Below are 14,732 nucleotides of genomic sequence, written 5' to 3' on the forward strand. Positions count from 1 at the left end.
TGCCATAGACGTGAGTTCCGGTCCCTGGCGCGGCGATCGTCGCGTCAGATGAGAATGTGCTGCGTCAAGTCGCTTTCGATGAAGATCATGTTGGGCTTGTAGCCGAGCTCGAGGAACTTCTCGCGGCGTGCCATATCCGCCGCGAAGATTATCGTGCTTTCGACCTCTGCTGAGGCGCTATCGTCTAGGTCTGCGGTGACTTCGATTTCTGGCGCTAGACCGACGTCGCGAAGGAGTTCGGTGATCAACGCCGGATCGGCCATTCCGCTGAGAACCAGCCGGTCAACGCCTGCCGTTGCACTCACCTGGTAGGCGAGGGTCTGCATGGCTACCAGCATCGGGAAGGATTCGCGCAGCGCTGCCACCTCGGGGTGATTGCCCATGCCGCCAAGTGCCATGCGCGTGTAGAGTTCATAGGCCTTGATGAAATCCTTGCGAACGGCCCAGAAGCGCACCGCCACCGCCATTCGGTTGAGGGTGAAGACCTTGCACATTTCTTCGTAGATTGCGCGCGATTCCGGCCCTGTGTTGAGCTTTCCGCGCTTGGCGGCCATGTAGAGGAAGTACTCAAGCCCGCCGCGATATTTATCCCACGCGACCATGACCTCTTCGTTGCCGGTCTGCGAACGGTTGGGCGCCAGCTTCGAGGTGACGACAGAGCGATAGAAAGGCTGCTTGAGGAAGGCCACTCCACCTTGATCGAGAACGTGCGCGAGATAAGCAAAGAAGCAGAAGCAAAAATCGCGCGGAACCCACACGGATCGAAGCGCCGACGATCGGTAGATTGCGATTTCCGGGAAGATGTGGCGTTCAAAAATGAACTGAAACACTTCGACAAAATCATGTCGGCCAAACTTGATATCCTCATCGACCTTATAGAACGTCGTGAGGTCGCGGTCGGCGATCTCGTCATAGAGATACCAGGAAGCGTGGCACGCGGACACGTCCGAATTAGCATCGAGATACGCGACGGCCGCCTTAACGCCATCTGGCATCAGGAAGTCGTCGTCGGCGAGATAGATCGAATACTCGCCAACGGCGTGGCGGAACGTGCTCGCGATATTCTTGTATGGCCCGCCGTTGACCGCACGGCGGTGAAAGCGAATGGGAAGGCCCTTGGCGACGAACTCTTCGACCACCTGCGCTGTATTGTCGGTCGAGGCATTGTCCGAGATCACGATTTCGTATGAGAAGTCGAAGTCATAGGTTTCGCAATGCTCGAGTGCATTGCGGAGATAGGCCTCCCGATTGTAGGTCGGGATACATATGCTGAGTTTGATGCCGCTCAATTGAATTGTCTCCGGGGCAGGGGCCTGTCGCCTTCATGGCATTGGTCGAAGGGCGCGGGGCGCCCGAAATTGTGCGGATCATGATGTCAGAGTAAGGCGTGCGCCCGCGGGACGGCAAAGAAGGTGCCGCCTCTTCTCCATGGGGAACCGCTCCCCAGCGCGCATCATGACTTCCACCAAGATCGCCTCCGCGATGGCGATATCTGCGCGGCTCGCTTGCCGGCAAAGATCTAGCGATGACTATCTATGGGGCAGAGTTGGAGCGAGGCTGGTGTTCGCGGCCGCGGAGGAAGCGGTAATGGTCGGTGCGAAAGAAAATCGGAGCGAGGCGCCAGCATCCCACGATATCAGGGGCACCACGTCAGCGATACCCTTTTGCCCAGCCCACCAGAGGGACAGCGTATGATGCTGATTTTTATTATGAAAATGGCACGCCCTAGGGGAGTCGAACCCCTCTTCCCAGAATGAAAATCTGGTGTCCTAACCGATAGACGAAGGGCGCTTCCTTCGTGGTGGCGCCCTTATAGTCAGGCACTTTGAATCCCGCAAGCGGCAAAACAAGAAAAAATCACAATGGCGCGATTTTTTCTTTGCTTCGCGCTTATGGCGTTCGAAGTGCTATGATTATCGTTTTGATATCACTATGTTATTTCTTGTGCCACACGCTGTTCGCGGCCATGTGGAAAGTTTCAGCGGACGTGGCCGGCCGGAGCCTGCCACGTCGCCAATGTCGCAATTTTCCTCAGGCGCGCACCTCGAAGACCATGTTGAAAGGTGTTTCGGTGGCGCGGCGGAAATGCTTGAAGCCGGCATCGAGGGCGACTTTCCTCAGCTTGGTCTCGCCGGCTTGCGCGCCGAGCGCCAGCCCGACCTCCTGAGAGAGCGAGGCCGGTGTGCAGATCATCGTCGATGCGCCGTAGTAGACACGGCCCACCGGATTGAGGTTGTCCTTCAGGCAGTCATGGGCGAAGGGCTCGACGATCAGCCAGGTACCGTCAGCCGAAAGCGATTCCTTCACATGCTTGCCGGCGCCGACCGGATCTCCCATGTCGTGCAGGCAGTCGAACATGGCGATGAGGTCGTAACTCCCTTCAGGGAAGCCAGCCGCCGGAGCCTGTTGGAACGTGACGCGGTCGGAAACACCGGCTTCCTTGGCCGCGGCCTTTGCCCGCTCGATCGACGGCGCGTGATAGTCGAAGCCGAAGAACTTCGAAGCTGGGTATGCTTGAGCCATCAAGATCGTCGAAGCGCCATGGCCACAGCCGACATCGGCGACTTTCGCGCCGGCCTTCAGGCGGGCTTCGACGCCCTGCAGTGCCGGAATCCAGTCGGCAACGAGATTGTTGTTGTAACCAGTGCGGAAGAAGCGCTCCGTACCTCGGAACAGACAAGTGCTATGCTCGTGCCATCCCACGCCCTTCCCGGTACGGAAGGCGTCGGCCACCTTGGGTTCGTCCATCCACAAGGCCTGCACGACCTGAAAAGCGCCAGCGAAGAAGGCAGGGCTGTCCTCCTCGGCAAAAACCATTGCCTGCTCCGGCGTCAGGTGAAAGCGATCGGTTTTCTCGTCATAGCTGAGGTAGTCGGCGGCCGCGAGCGCGGACAGCCATTCCCTGATGTACCGCTCCTTTATGCCGGTTTCCTTCGATACATCAGACGAGTTGCGTGGCTTTCCGTCGGCCATGGCCTTGAACAGGCCGAGGTCATCGCCAAGCACCACCAGCGCTCCGGATACGGCCGCGCCTACGTCGCCGATCAACCGACCGACGAGTGCATCCACTTTCTGCATGTCAGGTTCGCGCATGTCTTCCTCCATCGAGAATGCAGGAAAGGACCAGCCCCGGTGGACTATATCACCGTCAGCGTTTGCCGCGAAGGCGACAGGATGGCATTGCGGTGATACATTTTCCGTTTGCAAATGCAGGGCGATCAATGGACATATTTAACGTGTTGGTTGCGCCAATTGTCGCGTTGACAAGAAAATGGGTCGGATTGATAGTTCGATCGCCCTGGAGGCTTGGAGGAAAGATCATGATCAAGCATTTCACTATTCTTGCATCCGTTTCCCTGCTCGGGGCGCTGGCGTTTGCAACGCCGTCCTCGGCGCTGAGCATGAAGGAATGCAGCGCGAAGTATAAGTCGGCGCAGGCTGACGGCTCTGCGAAGGACATGAAGTGGAATGACTTCCGCAAGGCGCAATGCGGCCCGGATGCGACGGCCGAGCCGGATGTTACGCTCAATAGCGGCGAAGAGCCGGCAAAGCCGACGATGACGGCGCCCAAGGGCGTTTCGTTCCCGACAGCCGTTGCACCGAAGTATGCGAAGGAAACACCTGGCAAGGGCCGGATGCACACTTGCGTCGACTCCTACCATCAGAACAAGGACGCCAACACGCTCAATGGCCTGAAATGGATTCAGAAGGGTGGCGGCTTTTATAGCCTCTGCAATGCCAAGCTGAAGAGCTGATGGACCGTTGCGTATCTCGAAAGGCCCCGTTATTGGGTCCGTTATTGGGGCCTTTTGTTTTACGCGCTACGGTGGCGATGTGCTCAAACTGGTCGGCCAGAAGTGCTCTAAACAAAAAGGCCGCCGGAAGTCCGACGGCCCTTGAATTCGGTGCTCCAATCGGCCTAGTGCAAAATCTGGCTGAGGAAGAGCTTGGTGCGCTCGTGCTGCGGATTGTCGAAGAATTCGGCCGGCGAATTCTGTTCGACGATCTGGCCCTGGTCCATGAAGATGACGCGGTTGGCGACCTGACGGGCAAAACCCATTTCGTGCGTCACGCAGAGCATGGTCATACCTTCCTCGGCCAGTCCGACCATGGTCTCCAGGACTTCCTTGATCATTTCGGGGTCGAGCGCCGAGGTCGGCTCGTCGAAAAGCATGATCTTCGGGTTCATGCAGAGCGAACGGGCGATCGCCACGCGCTGCTGCTGACCGCCTGAGAGCTGGCCCGGATACTTATGGGCCTGCTCCGGGATCTTGACGCGCTTCAGGAAGTGCATGGCGATCTCTTCCGCCTGCTTCTTCGGCATCTTGCGCACCCAGATCGGTGCCAGCGTGCAGTTTTCCAGAATGGTCAAATGCGGGAAGAGGTTGAAGTGCTGGAAGACCATACCGACTTCGCGGCGCACTTCATCGATCTTCTTCAGGTCGTTGGTGAGTTCGACGCCATCGACGATGATCTGGCCCTTCTGGTGTTCCTCCAGACGGTTGATGCAGCGGATCATTGTCGACTTTCCGGAGCCCGAGGGGCCGGCAATGACGATGCGTTCGCCACGCATCACCTTCAGACTAATGTCGCGCAGCACGTGAAAATCGCCGTACCACTTGTTCATGCCGATGATGTCGACAGCAACATCGGTTGCCGAAACGGTCATCTTCTTTGGTTGAGCCTCAGCCATGCGTTCGTTCCCTTAATCTTTTATCGTTTGTGGCCGGTATCGAGATAGCGTTCCATAAAGCCTGAATAACGCGACATGCCGAAGCAGAACAGCCAAAAAACGAAGCCTGCGAAAATCAGCCCTGTCAAGGGCGTCACTGCGCTTGCCCAGTTGGCGTCGGTAAAGTTGAACCGGACAATGCCAAGCAGATCGAACATGCCGATGATCGATACCAGCGACGTGTCCTTGAACATGCCGATGAAGGTGTTGACGATGCCGGGGATGACCAGCTTGATCGCCTGCGGCAGGATGATGAGGCGCATCTTCTGCCAGTAGCCGAGCCCGAGTGAGTCGGCGCCTTCGGACTGGCCCTTCGGGATCGCCTGCAGACCGCCGCGGATGACCTCGGCCATATAGGCAGACGCAAAGATCGCAACACCGATCAGGGCGCGCAGCAGTTTGTCGATCGTGTATCCGGTAGGCAGAAACAGCGGCAGCATCACGCTCGCCATGAAGAGCACCGTGATCAGCGGTATGCCGCGGATGATCTCGATGAAGGCGACGCAGACCATCTTGATGACAGGCATGTTTGAGCGGCGACCAAGCGCCAGGATGATGCCGAACGGCAGCGACACGGCAATGCCGACGAACGAAAGCACCAGCGTCACCATCAGGCCGCCCCAGAGCGGCGTGTCGACGATCTCAAGGCCAAAGCCGCCGTAAAGCAGCCAGAAGGCAAGAAGCGGCAGGACGATGAAAAGCAGGATCGCGTTGGTGCCCTTGAACGGCGCCTTGGGTATGAGCATTGGCACCAGCAGGAGCACGAACAAGATCCCGACGATCGTCGGGCGCCAGCGCTCGTCGAGGGGATATCGACCGAACACGAACTGGTCGAACTTCGCATCGACGAATGCCCAGCAGGCGCCGCTCCAGCCGTCGGGCTGAGTGCCTCCCTGAACGGCCGTTGCGCAGAACGTGCGATCTGTTCCGGTCCAGACGGCTTGAATGAACAGCCAGTTAATCATGTGCGGCAACGCCCAGGCGAGGAGGGCAACGGCGAGAACCGTCAGCACGATGTCCTTGGGAGTTGCCAGCAGGTTCTTGCGAATCCAGGCCAGCGGGCCACTTTCGCTGCGCGGTGCAGGTTCGGCGTCGAGGAAGTTGGTTCTGACGAAGGGTTGGTTGGAAGTCGGCATCTTATCTCTCCACCAGAGCCATCTTGGCGTTGAACCAATTCATCACGAGCGATGTGAGAATGCTGAGGGTGAGATAGATGACCGCCCAGATAAACACGATTTCGATCGCCTGACCTGTCTGGTTGAGGATTGTGCCGCCGACGGCAACGAGATCCGCGAAGCCGATGGCGATGGCGAGCGACGAGTTCTTGGTCAGGTTCAGGTATTGGCTGGTGAGCGGCGGAATGATGATGCGCAAAGCCTGCGGAACCACGACGAGGCGCGTGACGCTCGCCGGGTGCAGGCCAAGTGCACCTGCTGCTTCGGACTGGCCCTTCGGCACGCCACGAATGCCGGCGCGAACGATTTCGGCAATAAAGGCCGCCGTATAGAAGGACAGCGCTAGAAACAGCGACATGAATTCCGGTCCGACGACGGAGCCGCCGGTAAGATTGAACTTGCCGGCGACCGGTACGTCGAACGACAGCGGCAGGCCGGAAAGGAGGAATATGAGGATCGGCAGGCCGACAATCAGACCGGTGGAAACCCAGATGGTATGGAATTGCTTGCCCGTGGCTGCCTGACGCTTGTGCGCCCAGTGCGCGATAATCGCGGATGCCACGATCCCGACCAGGAATGCCGCGCCAACCGCCCACATACCTTCACCGAAGATCGGCTTGGGGAATGCGAGTCCGCGATTGTTGAGGAACATGTTCAGCGGTAGATGCAGCGAATCGCGCGGCCCTGGCAGAACGGCAAGAACGCCCTGATACCAGAAGAAGATGACGAGCAGGGGCGGGATGTTGCGGAAGACCTCGACATACACCGTGCACAGCTTGGCAATCAGCCAGTTATGCGACAGGCGGCCGATGCCGACGATGAAACCGATGATCGTTGCCGTAATAATGCCGGTAACTGCTACCAGAAGGGTATTGAGAAAGCCAACCAGCAGCGCGCGGCGATAGGTGGCGTCGCTGGAATAGCCGATCAGCGACTGGCCGATGTCGAAGCCTGCGCGCCCGTTCAGGAAACCGAAGCCGGAGGCGGTACCGGAGCGGGTCAAATTCTCAGCTGTGTTGTGGGCAATCCACCACACGAATCCGACGATGACCGCGACGGTCAGGACTTGGAAGAAAATGCCCCGAAGCCTCGGGTCGTAGATCACCGACTGGAAACTCCAGCCAGTGCTTTGCACATGTGATGTGTGCACAGCCTCTTGCGTCATGCCGAGCCTAATCCCCTATGAGCCCGTTTTCGGGCTTTTCTCTTTATGATGGGAAGGCGGAAACCGCCTCCCCACACCTTCGTCAGTCGATCAACGGACCGGCGGGGCGTACTGTATACCGCCCTTGTTCCACAGCGCGTTCAGGCCGCGCTCGATCTTGAGCGGGCTGCCCTGGCCGACGTTGCGTTCGAAGACTTCGCCATAGTTGCCGACGCCCTTGATGATGTTGTAGGCCCATTCATTGGTGAGCCCCATGTCGGTGCCAATTTTCGTATCGGCTTCCGTGCCAAGGAAGCGTTTGATGTCGGGATTTGCCGAGTTCTTCATCTCGTCGACGTTTGCCTGCGTGATGCCAAACTCTTCGGCGTTCACGAGCGCATAAGCCGTCCACGACACGATGTCGAACCACTGGTCGTCACCCTGACGAACGGCCGGGCCCAGCGGCTCTTTGGAAATAATCTCCGGAAGGACTATGTGCTCGTCGGGGTTCTTCAGCGTCAGACGCAGCGAGTAGAGGCCGGACTGGTCGGTGGTATAGACGTCGCAACGGCCGGCGTCGTAGGCGGCGTTGACTTCGTCAAGCTTCTCGAAAACGACCGGATTGTACTGGAGGTTGTTCGACTTGAAATAATCGGCAAGGTTCAATTCCGTCGTCGTGCCGGATTGCACGCAAACGGCCGCGCCGGACAATTCGAGCGCCGACTTCACGTTCAGGCTCTTGCGAACCATGAAGCCCTGGCCGTCATAATACGTGACCGGGCGGAAGTTGAAGCCCTGCGCCGTGTCGCGGTTGATTGACCACGTGGTGTTACGAGACAGGACGTCGATTTCGCCCGACTTCAGCGCCGGGAAACGGTCCTTGGCCGACAGCGGCGTGTATTTTACCTTGGTCGGGTCGCCGAAAACGGCCGAAGCAACTGCCTTGCAGAAGTCGACGTCGAAGCCGGCCCAATTGCCGGAAGCGTCAGGCTGCGCGAAACCGAGAAGGCCTGTGTTGACGCCGCACTGAACGAAACCCTTTGCCTTTACGTCTTCGAGCGTAGTGGCAGACGCTGCCGAGGCGCCAAGCCCGAAAACTGCTGCGCCGATCGCGGCGGACAGAAGCTTAATCTTCATTTTTCCCAACCTTTTCCTTTGTCTTATCTTTTTGTGGGAGCGTTCGCCGAAGCAAGCAAACCTCCCAGATGACCCGACACCCTCCCGGCGCGAGTGGTGCTATCACAGTCGCAAATGTCACTATGGTCAAGTGTCGCGTTGAAAGATTGCGTGATATTTCGGCAATTCCCTATTCGCGGCGCGCAAAAGAGGCAGATGGCTATCGAAATGGCGGCCTTTTGCCGAAAAAAATCGCGCAAAATCACTGATATATCTGAATAACCTGCATGGCAGGGATGCGTTGCCCGGTCCTGCTTCGGGGTTGACCGATGGTTTCGCTCGGTTCAAAAGTTGCCGACTGCATCCCTCCGCCAAAGGCATTTCCAACATGAAAGACAGAGAAGGCCCGCTTCACAACGCTGGCATCAACACGCGCCTTTCCCACCTCGGCAACGACCCGGCCGAATTCCACGGTTTCGTCAACCCGCCCGTTGTCCATGCCTCCACGGTCCTCTTCCCGAACGCGCGAGCAATGGAAACCCGTGGACAGAAGTATACGTACGCAACGCGCGGTACCCCGACGACGGATGCCCTTTGTGAGGCAATCGATGCCCTGGAAGGGTCGGCCGGAACGATTCTCGTGCCGTCGGGCCTCGCTGCGGTTACCGTTCCGTTCCTGGCATTCCTCTCGGCCGGCGACCACGCTTTGATCGTCGATTCGGTTTATGGGCCGACCAGGCATTTCTGCGATACGATGCTGAAGCGCCTCGGCGTTGAGGTCGATTACTACGATCCGCTGGTGGGCGCGGCTATCGAAGCGCTGATCAAGCCGAACACCAAGCTCGTCCATACGGAAGCGCCAGGCTCGAATACCTTCGAAATGCAGGATATTCCGGCGATTGCCGCAATCGCGCACAAGCGCGGTGCGGTGGTGACGATGGATAACACCTGGGCGACGCCGGTCTACTTCAAGCCGCTCGACTTCGGCGCCGACATCTCCATTCACGCCGCCACCAAATATCCGTCCGGGCACTCCGATATCCTGATGGGGACGGTCTCGGCAAACGCCAAACACTGGCCGCAGCTTCAAGAAGCGAACATCACGCTTGGCATTTGTGGCGCGCCCGACGACGCCTATCAGATCCTGCGCGGGCTGCGCACCATGGGTGTACGCCTGGAGCGCCACTATGAAAGCGCGCTCACGATCGCCAAGTGGCTTGAGGACAGGGAGGAGGTCGCGACAGTGCTGCATCCGGCGTTACCGAGCTTCCCGTCGCACGAATTATGGAAGCGCGACTTCAAGGGCGCGAGCGGCATCTTCTCCTTCGTGCTTGCCGTCGACGCCCCGGAAAAGTTCAAGGCGAGGGCGCACGCCTTCCTCGACGCGCTGCAGATCTTCGGCCTCGGTTGGTCGTGGGGCGGTTTCGAAAGCCTCGCCGTTCACGTCAACCTGAACGATCGCCGCATTTGCAAGGCGCCAGCCGAAGGGCCGGTCATCCGTCTGCAGATCGGGCTTGAGGACGTCGTCGATATCAAGGCAGATATCGAGCGCGGCTTTGCAGCCGCCAACGCCGTCTGATCAGGTGCCGGCGCGGTAGCCGTAAATCCAGTCGAGATCCGCCGCGAGACTTTGCGGCGCTCGCAGCGCTAGGACGACGTCACGGCCGATGCGTATCGGTCCGCGGGCGTGATAGGCAAACTGGTTGAACGCGCCGCGCTGGCGCAGTCGCGCTATCCTCGGGGTGCGGCGCGCTTCGAACAAAGGTAGAGCTTCGGCGACCGGGCGCGTCGCAACGAACATCGCGAGCTCACAGGCATCCTCGATCGCCATCGCGGCACCCTGGGCCGCAAAAGGCATCATTGCGTGCGCTGCGTCGCCGATAAGCACGCAGTCGCGGCCGTCCTGCCAGCGCCCGTTTGTCGTTTCGTAGAGCGGCCAGAAGGTCATGTCTTCGGCCTTGCCGAAAAGCTCTGTCATGGCAGGGTGCCACCGAGAAAAACGCGAAAGCAGCTGCCGACGCTGGGCTTGCGTCGGCTGCGTGATCCAGGCATGCGGCGCGCCATTGCCGGCCGTGATCGCCACCATATTGAAACTGTCGGTTTCCCTGAGCGGATAGCAGACGAGATGCGCCGACGGACCAAGGAACGCCGAGACGCCATTGCGTTCAAGAAATGTGGGCGCGTTTGCGGCGCCAACCGTGAAGCGGTAGGCGATATTGCCGGAGAACCGGGGCGAGGGGCTGCCTTCGATGCTTTCGCGAACCTGCGACCAGACGCCGTCGGCGCCAACCAGAAGATCCTTTCGGCGTGATAGGTTCGACAATACCCGACCCTTGATCTGCGCTCCAAGATGCAGTTGGCAGAGCGGCTCTTTGGCGACGGCGTCAAGCAATGTTCGCTGTAGCGTGGAGCGATGCAGGACGCCGTAGGGAGCCCCCCACCGGGCACGTGCAAATCCGCCGGCTGGAATGGCCGCGAGCTGACGCAGCGTGGTTCCGGACATCAGCCGAATGGATTCTGGCTCGAGCCAGGCTTCGGCCAGGCGCCCGAGGATGCCAAGCTCGGCCAGAATGCGTGAAGCGTTCGGCGAAATCTGCAGACCGGCCCCGACCTCGGTCAGATCAGGCGCCTGCTCGAAAATTTCGGAACTGATGCCACGCTTCGCCAGCGCAAGCGCAGCTGTAAGGCCCGCTACGCCCGCGCCGACAATGGCGGCATGTTCAGCCGGCATAGGCTGTCCGATCTCGATTTGGGGTCAGGCAGCCTTGACGTGGAAGACGCAGCCAGCGGGATTGGTCTGGTTTGCCTTCAGCGCACCGTTAAAGCGGTAAAGGGTCGAGCAGTATGAGCAGACCTTCTCGTTCTCGTCGCCCATGTCGATGAAGATGTGCGGATGATCGAACGGAACGGAGGCGCCGGTGCACATGAATTCCTTCACGCCGACTTCGATAACGCGGTGTCCGCCGTCGTTCTGGAAGTGGGGAATGTTGTGGCCGGCCATGTTCGTCTCCGAATGCTTTGTAACGTGCGCGGACCTTATAGTCGTTCACTACAAATGTGTAGAGCCAAAGAGAGGCGGGACGCACAGTTTTTGCAACCGCGAGGGTTTCAGTTCGGCGGCCTATAAAATATGGTCCGGAAAAAAGGACAGTCCGATGAACTTGAATACGCCCGCCTTTTCCAGCTTCACGCATGACGGTCTGAAGCTCGCCTTCTTTGACGAAGGTGATCCGTCGGGGGTGCCGGTGGTGCTGATCCACGGATTTGCCTCCAGCGCCAACGTAAACTGGGTTCATCCGGGCTGGCTGAAGACATTGGGCGATGCGGGTTATCGGGTCATCGCCATAGATAACCGGGGACACGGTGCGAGCGACAAGCCGCGCGACGCCGAGGCCTATCGTCCTTGGCATATGGCGAGCGATGCGGTTGCGCTCCTCGATCACCTGGGAATTCCGGAAGCCAACATCATGGGCTATTCGATGGGAGCCCGCATTTCCGTGTTCGCGGCACTTGCCCATCCCGACCGCGTCCGCTCGCTGGTGCTCGGCGGTCTTGGGATCGGCATGACGGATGGCGTCGGCGATTGGGATCCCATTGCGGATGCCTTGCTGACGGCTTCCCTCGAAGACGTCACCCATGATCGCGCACGCATGTTTCGTGCTTTTGCCGATCAGACGAAAAGCGACCGCGACGCGCTCGCTGCCTGTATCAAGGGGTCGCGTGATCTCGTCGCACGGTCCGATATGGCCAAGATCGACGCTCCAACCTTGATCGGCGTTGGAACGAAGGACGACATTGCGGGTTCAGCCCAGGAGCTTGCAGCACTGATGCCCCGTGCACGGGCGCTCGATATTCCCGGTCGCGATCACATGCTGGCTGTCGGAGACCGGATCTTCAAGACGGCGGTGCTGGAGTTCTACGCCGAAGTCGCCGGATAGTGACTTGGCTTTGTCGCGGCGGTTCGGGACGGCGCAGAAACGATTCCCTGACCACCCATTTATGTTAACAGGTTTTTGCCCTATATAGAGCCGATCCTACGGCATACGAGGAGACCTTTCATGGTCGCAAAGACAGATATTCGCTCTCTTGAGACGGGCAATCCTCTCAAGGTGATGGATCCGATCTGGGACAGCCTGCGCGAGGAAGCGCGTGCTGCCGCAGAAAATGATCCGGTGCTGGCCGCATTTCTCTACTCGACCGTGCTCAACTATCGGTCACTCGAGGAGTGCGTGATCTACCGCATCTGTGAACGTCTCGACCATCCGGACATGCAGGCAATCCTGCTGCGCCAGACCTTCGATCAGATGCTCGAGGATTGGCCAGAGTGGAGTGCCATTCTGCGCGTCGATATCCAGGCAATTTATGATCGCGACCCCGCATGCCTGCGCTTCATGGAAGCCGTGCTCTATTTCAAGGGATTCCACGCGCTGCAGACACACCGCCTGGCGCACTGGCTGCTGAACCGCGGCCGGCGCGATCTGGCGCTATATCTGCAGAGCAGATCGTCGAGCGTTTTCCAGACCGACATCAATCCCGCAGCGCGTATCGGCAGGGGCATCTTCCTCGATCATGCAACCGGGCTGGTCGTTGGTGAAACCGCCGTCATCGGTGATAACGTGTCGATCCTGCACGGCGTCACGCTAGGCGGCACCGGCAAGGAAGGCTCCGACCGGCATCCCAAGATCGGCAGCGGCGTCCTGATCGGCGCCGGCGCCAAGATTCTCGGCAACATCGAGATCGGCTATTGCTCGCGCGTTGCCGCTGGTTCTGTCGTGCTGAAGGCGGTGCCGCCCAAGACGACTGTGGCGGGCGTGCCGGCCAAGGTGGTCGGAGAAGCAGGGTGTTCGGAACCGTCGCGAATAATGGATCAGGTGATCGGCGCAGATATCTGAGCCGCTCGTTGCCTTAACAGCATGGGACATATCGGCGGGGATAGCGTTCATGCGTCTGTTCCCGTGCCTTTACAGCGCCGTCTTTCCCATGCAAAAAGCGGCCAACCGAGACCGCTCAGGAGATGCAGTGTGAAGCCCGAAGAAATCAAGAAGCTCGACGCCTATTTCAAGCGCACGTTCAACCCGCAGGTGATCGTCAAGGCACGCCCGCGCAAGAACGATTCCGCGGAAGTCTATCTCGGCGAAGAATTTCTGGGTGTCGTCTATATCGATGACGAGGACGGCGACCGCTCCTATAATTTCTCGATGGCGATCCTAGACGTCGATCTTTGATCCGTGATTGACGGGCGGCGTGCCTTTTCGCCGCCCGTCTGCCTCGGCTCGCGTCCGCGAGCTGCTGGCCTGTCAAGGCAGCCCAAACAATCGAGCTGGAACGCGGCTCAAGCCTTGATCTTGCAAACCTCCGATTGTTTCTTTTGGCAGAGCAATCTTTAGCGGAAAAATAGGCCGCCTTCTCTGGACCGCTCCGCCGAATGCTCCATCTCCTCCGCTGAGCATGTGCTCTAGCGCCAAAGGAGGATGCCGAGAATGGGTATTTTCGACAAGATCAAGCACGCGATTTTTGGTGAGGCCGTCGCCGCTCCGGTCACTCCGTCTGCCACGCCGGCGCCATCGCCGACCGCAGCAGCGCCAAGCGCAGCGCCGGCAGCCACACCACAGCCGACACCGTCAGCTGCCTCGCCGGGCGCGGCCGCGATCGACATCGTGCCACTGCTAGACGCAGCGGTGAAGAAGAGTGGACAGAAGTTGGATTGGCGCCGCTCGATCGTGGATCTGATGAAGGCAGTCGGCATGGATGCGAGCCTTGCGGAGCGCAAGGAACTTGCCGCCGAGCTTGGTTTTACCGGCGACACGCACGACACCGCCACGATGAACATGTTCCTGCACAAGGCTCTGATGAAGCGCCTTGCCGAGAACGGCGGAAAGGTTCCGGCCGACCTCCTCGACTGACCGGCTCAGTGGCGGTAGCGCCGCGGCGACATTTTTAGCAAAGCTTCTGGTTGCGGCGCTTCTGATATATTTTAGTGAAATCAAATATCGAAATATCGCCGCCCTGCGCCGTCCAAAAAGCGGGGTTCGAGGACGCAATCATAGATTGTTTTGCAATGCACAATGACGCTTGACTATTTGTGCATTGCAGCTACGCTTCACCTGCCGCAGAGGCCAAGGAGGATGATGGTCATGTTGAACTTCGATGAAGCCAACCGGAAGAGCAAGGAAGCCATGGATACGATGCTGAAGAGCTACTCGGATACTGCCAAGGGTTTCCAGGCGATCGCCGCCGAGGCGGTGGAATATTCCAAGAAGTCGTTCCAGGATACGGTCACGCATTTTGAAAGCCTCTCGGGGGCGCGCAGCTTCGAAGCTGCGTTCGAGTTGCAGAGCAACTATGTGAAAACCGCATACGAAGCCTTCGTGACCGAAGCCACCAAGCTCGGCGAAATGTATTCCGATCTCGCCAAAAGCGCTTACAAACCATATGAAGCGCCTGTTGCCGCAGCGGCCGCAAAGGCGACGAAAGCGGCTGCAGTTGTTGCGCCAGCCGCGGCGTAAAGATACGCGGCACAGGCCGCATAGCTCTTGAAAATCGAGGACCGGCTACGCATCTGCGG

15 protein-coding genes and 1 tRNA gene are annotated in these 14,732 nt (G+C 59.0%); 7 read left to right on the forward strand and 9 right to left on the reverse strand.

Annotated elements, in window-relative coordinates:
- Positions 1–44: 44 nt before the first annotated feature.
- The 3 genes from WGT02_RS10855 to WGT02_RS10865 form a co-directional block, all read right to left on the reverse strand.
- A complete protein-coding gene (locus WGT02_RS10855) occupies positions 45–1,289 on the reverse strand; it encodes a glycosyltransferase family 2 protein (RefSeq protein ID WP_024314008.1) in 1,245 nt (414 codons plus the stop codon).
- A 427-nt stretch (positions 1,290–1,716) separates the two neighbouring features.
- Positions 1,717–1,791: transfer RNA gene (locus tag WGT02_RS10860), tRNA-Glu, on the reverse strand.
- A 240-nt stretch (positions 1,792–2,031) separates the two neighbouring features.
- A complete protein-coding gene (locus tag WGT02_RS10865; RefSeq protein WP_024318025.1) occupies positions 2,032–3,093 on the reverse strand; it encodes a class I SAM-dependent methyltransferase in 1,062 nt (353 codons plus the stop codon).
- A 227-nt stretch (positions 3,094–3,320) separates the two neighbouring features.
- Between WGT02_RS10865 and WGT02_RS10870 the strand changes: the two genes are divergently transcribed.
- A complete protein-coding gene (locus tag WGT02_RS10870; RefSeq protein WP_024318026.1) occupies positions 3,321–3,755 on the forward strand; it encodes a hypothetical protein in 435 nt (144 codons plus the stop codon).
- A gap of 164 nt (positions 3,756–3,919) precedes the next feature.
- Here WGT02_RS10870 and WGT02_RS10875 read toward each other — a convergent pair whose 3' ends face one another.
- The 4 genes from WGT02_RS10875 to WGT02_RS10890 form a co-directional block, all read right to left on the reverse strand.
- The gene (locus WGT02_RS10875; protein ID WP_024318027.1) at positions 3,920–4,693 is read right to left on the reverse strand and encodes an amino acid ABC transporter ATP-binding protein; all 774 of its coding nucleotides are present in this window, start codon (positions 4,691–4,693) and stop codon (positions 3,920–3,922) included.
- Positions 4,694–4,713: 20 nt separating this feature from the next.
- Entirely contained in the window at positions 4,714–5,868 is a 1,155-nt protein-coding gene (locus WGT02_RS10880; RefSeq protein WP_024318028.1) for an amino acid ABC transporter permease, read from the reverse strand.
- A gap of 1 nt (position 5,869) precedes the next feature.
- On the reverse strand, positions 5,870–7,072 hold the full coding sequence (locus tag WGT02_RS10885) for an amino acid ABC transporter permease (RefSeq protein WP_208248037.1): 1,203 nt from the start codon (positions 7,070–7,072) through the stop codon (positions 5,870–5,872).
- Between the two features lie 90 nt (positions 7,073–7,162).
- A complete protein-coding gene (locus WGT02_RS10890; protein ID WP_024318030.1) occupies positions 7,163–8,188 on the reverse strand; it encodes an amino acid ABC transporter substrate-binding protein in 1,026 nt (341 codons plus the stop codon).
- Positions 8,189–8,555: 367 nt separating this feature from the next.
- Here WGT02_RS10890 and WGT02_RS10895 point away from each other — a divergent pair, with 367 nt between their 5' ends.
- Positions 8,556–9,746: a cystathionine beta-lyase gene (locus WGT02_RS10895; RefSeq protein ID WP_208248035.1), complete on the forward strand. Its 1,191-nt coding sequence runs from the start codon at positions 8,556–8,558 to the stop codon at positions 9,744–9,746.
- On the opposite strand, the gene WGT02_RS10900 is transcribed toward WGT02_RS10895, so the two are convergent.
- The gene (locus WGT02_RS10900) at positions 9,747–10,898 is read right to left on the reverse strand and encodes an FAD-dependent monooxygenase (protein WP_208248033.1); all 1,152 of its coding nucleotides are present in this window, start codon (positions 10,896–10,898) and stop codon (positions 9,747–9,749) included. It abuts the gene before it with no gap.
- A 24-nt stretch (positions 10,899–10,922) separates the two neighbouring features.
- On the reverse strand, positions 10,923–11,168 hold the full coding sequence (locus tag WGT02_RS10905) for a zinc-finger domain-containing protein (RefSeq protein WP_007790335.1): 246 nt from the start codon (positions 11,166–11,168) through the stop codon (positions 10,923–10,925).
- 154 nt (positions 11,169–11,322) lie between these two features.
- Between WGT02_RS10905 and WGT02_RS10910 the strand changes: the two genes are divergently transcribed.
- The 5 genes from WGT02_RS10910 to WGT02_RS10930 all read left to right on the forward strand — a co-directional run bounded on the left by WGT02_RS10910 (position 11,323) and on the right by WGT02_RS10930 (position 14,673).
- Positions 11,323–12,105: an alpha/beta fold hydrolase gene (locus WGT02_RS10910; RefSeq protein WP_024318033.1), complete on the forward strand. Its 783-nt coding sequence runs from the start codon at positions 11,323–11,325 to the stop codon at positions 12,103–12,105.
- Between the two features lie 120 nt (positions 12,106–12,225).
- A complete protein-coding gene (gene cysE, locus WGT02_RS10915; RefSeq protein WP_037069840.1) occupies positions 12,226–13,059 on the forward strand; it encodes a serine O-acetyltransferase in 834 nt (277 codons plus the stop codon).
- Positions 13,060–13,188: 129 nt separating this feature from the next.
- Positions 13,189–13,392, forward strand: coding sequence for a DUF3126 family protein (locus WGT02_RS10920; protein ID WP_007532353.1), 204 nt, complete (start codon positions 13,189–13,191; stop codon positions 13,390–13,392).
- Positions 13,393–13,647: 255 nt separating this feature from the next.
- Positions 13,648–14,070, forward strand: coding sequence for a DUF3597 domain-containing protein (locus tag WGT02_RS10925; RefSeq protein WP_024318035.1), 423 nt, complete (start codon positions 13,648–13,650; stop codon positions 14,068–14,070).
- 231 nt (positions 14,071–14,301) lie between these two features.
- Positions 14,302–14,673: a phasin family protein gene (locus WGT02_RS10930; RefSeq protein ID WP_024318036.1), complete on the forward strand. Its 372-nt coding sequence runs from the start codon at positions 14,302–14,304 to the stop codon at positions 14,671–14,673.
- The last annotated feature ends 59 nt before the right edge of the window (positions 14,674–14,732 follow it).

The sequence above is a fragment of the Rhizobium sp. T1470 genome (assembly GCF_042140505.1).
Classification (GTDB): domain Bacteria; phylum Pseudomonadota; class Alphaproteobacteria; order Rhizobiales; family Rhizobiaceae; genus Rhizobium; species Rhizobium favelukesii.

What these genes read in the sequence shown, in the direction of transcription:
- WGT02_RS10910 (WP_024318033.1), top strand. Translation starts at nt 11,323, where the DNA reads ATGAACTTGAATACGCCCGCCTTTTCCAGCTTCACGCATGACGGTCTG.
- WGT02_RS10890 (WP_024318030.1), bottom strand. Translation starts at nt 8,188, where the DNA reads ATGAAGATTAAGCTTCTGTCCGCCGCGATCGGCGCAGCAGTTTTCGGG.
- WGT02_RS10880 (WP_024318028.1), bottom strand. Translation starts at nt 5,868, where the DNA reads ATGCCGACTTCCAACCAACCCTTCGTCAGAACCAACTTCCTCGACGCC.
- WGT02_RS10895 (WP_208248035.1), top strand. Translation starts at nt 8,556, where the DNA reads ATGAAAGACAGAGAAGGCCCGCTTCACAACGCTGGCATCAACACGCGC.
- WGT02_RS10885 (WP_208248037.1), bottom strand. Translation starts at nt 7,072, where the DNA reads ATGACGCAAGAGGCTGTGCACACATCACATGTGCAAAGCACTGGCTGG.
- WGT02_RS10870 (WP_024318026.1), top strand. Translation starts at nt 3,321, where the DNA reads ATGATCAAGCATTTCACTATTCTTGCATCCGTTTCCCTGCTCGGGGCG.
- WGT02_RS10875 (WP_024318027.1), bottom strand. Translation starts at nt 4,693, where the DNA reads ATGGCTGAGGCTCAACCAAAGAAGATGACCGTTTCGGCAACCGATGTT.
- cysE (WP_037069840.1), top strand. Translation starts at nt 12,226, where the DNA reads ATGGTCGCAAAGACAGATATTCGCTCTCTTGAGACGGGCAATCCTCTC.
- WGT02_RS10905 (WP_007790335.1), bottom strand. Translation starts at nt 11,168, where the DNA reads ATGGCCGGCCACAACATTCCCCACTTCCAGAACGACGGCGGACACCGC.
- WGT02_RS10900 (WP_208248033.1), bottom strand. Translation starts at nt 10,898, where the DNA reads ATGCCGGCTGAACATGCCGCCATTGTCGGCGCGGGCGTAGCGGGCCTT.
- WGT02_RS10865 (WP_024318025.1), bottom strand. Translation starts at nt 3,093, where the DNA reads ATGCGCGAACCTGACATGCAGAAAGTGGATGCACTCGTCGGTCGGTTG.
- WGT02_RS10930 (WP_024318036.1), top strand. Translation starts at nt 14,302, where the DNA reads ATGTTGAACTTCGATGAAGCCAACCGGAAGAGCAAGGAAGCCATGGAT.
- WGT02_RS10925 (WP_024318035.1), top strand. Translation starts at nt 13,648, where the DNA reads ATGGGTATTTTCGACAAGATCAAGCACGCGATTTTTGGTGAGGCCGTC.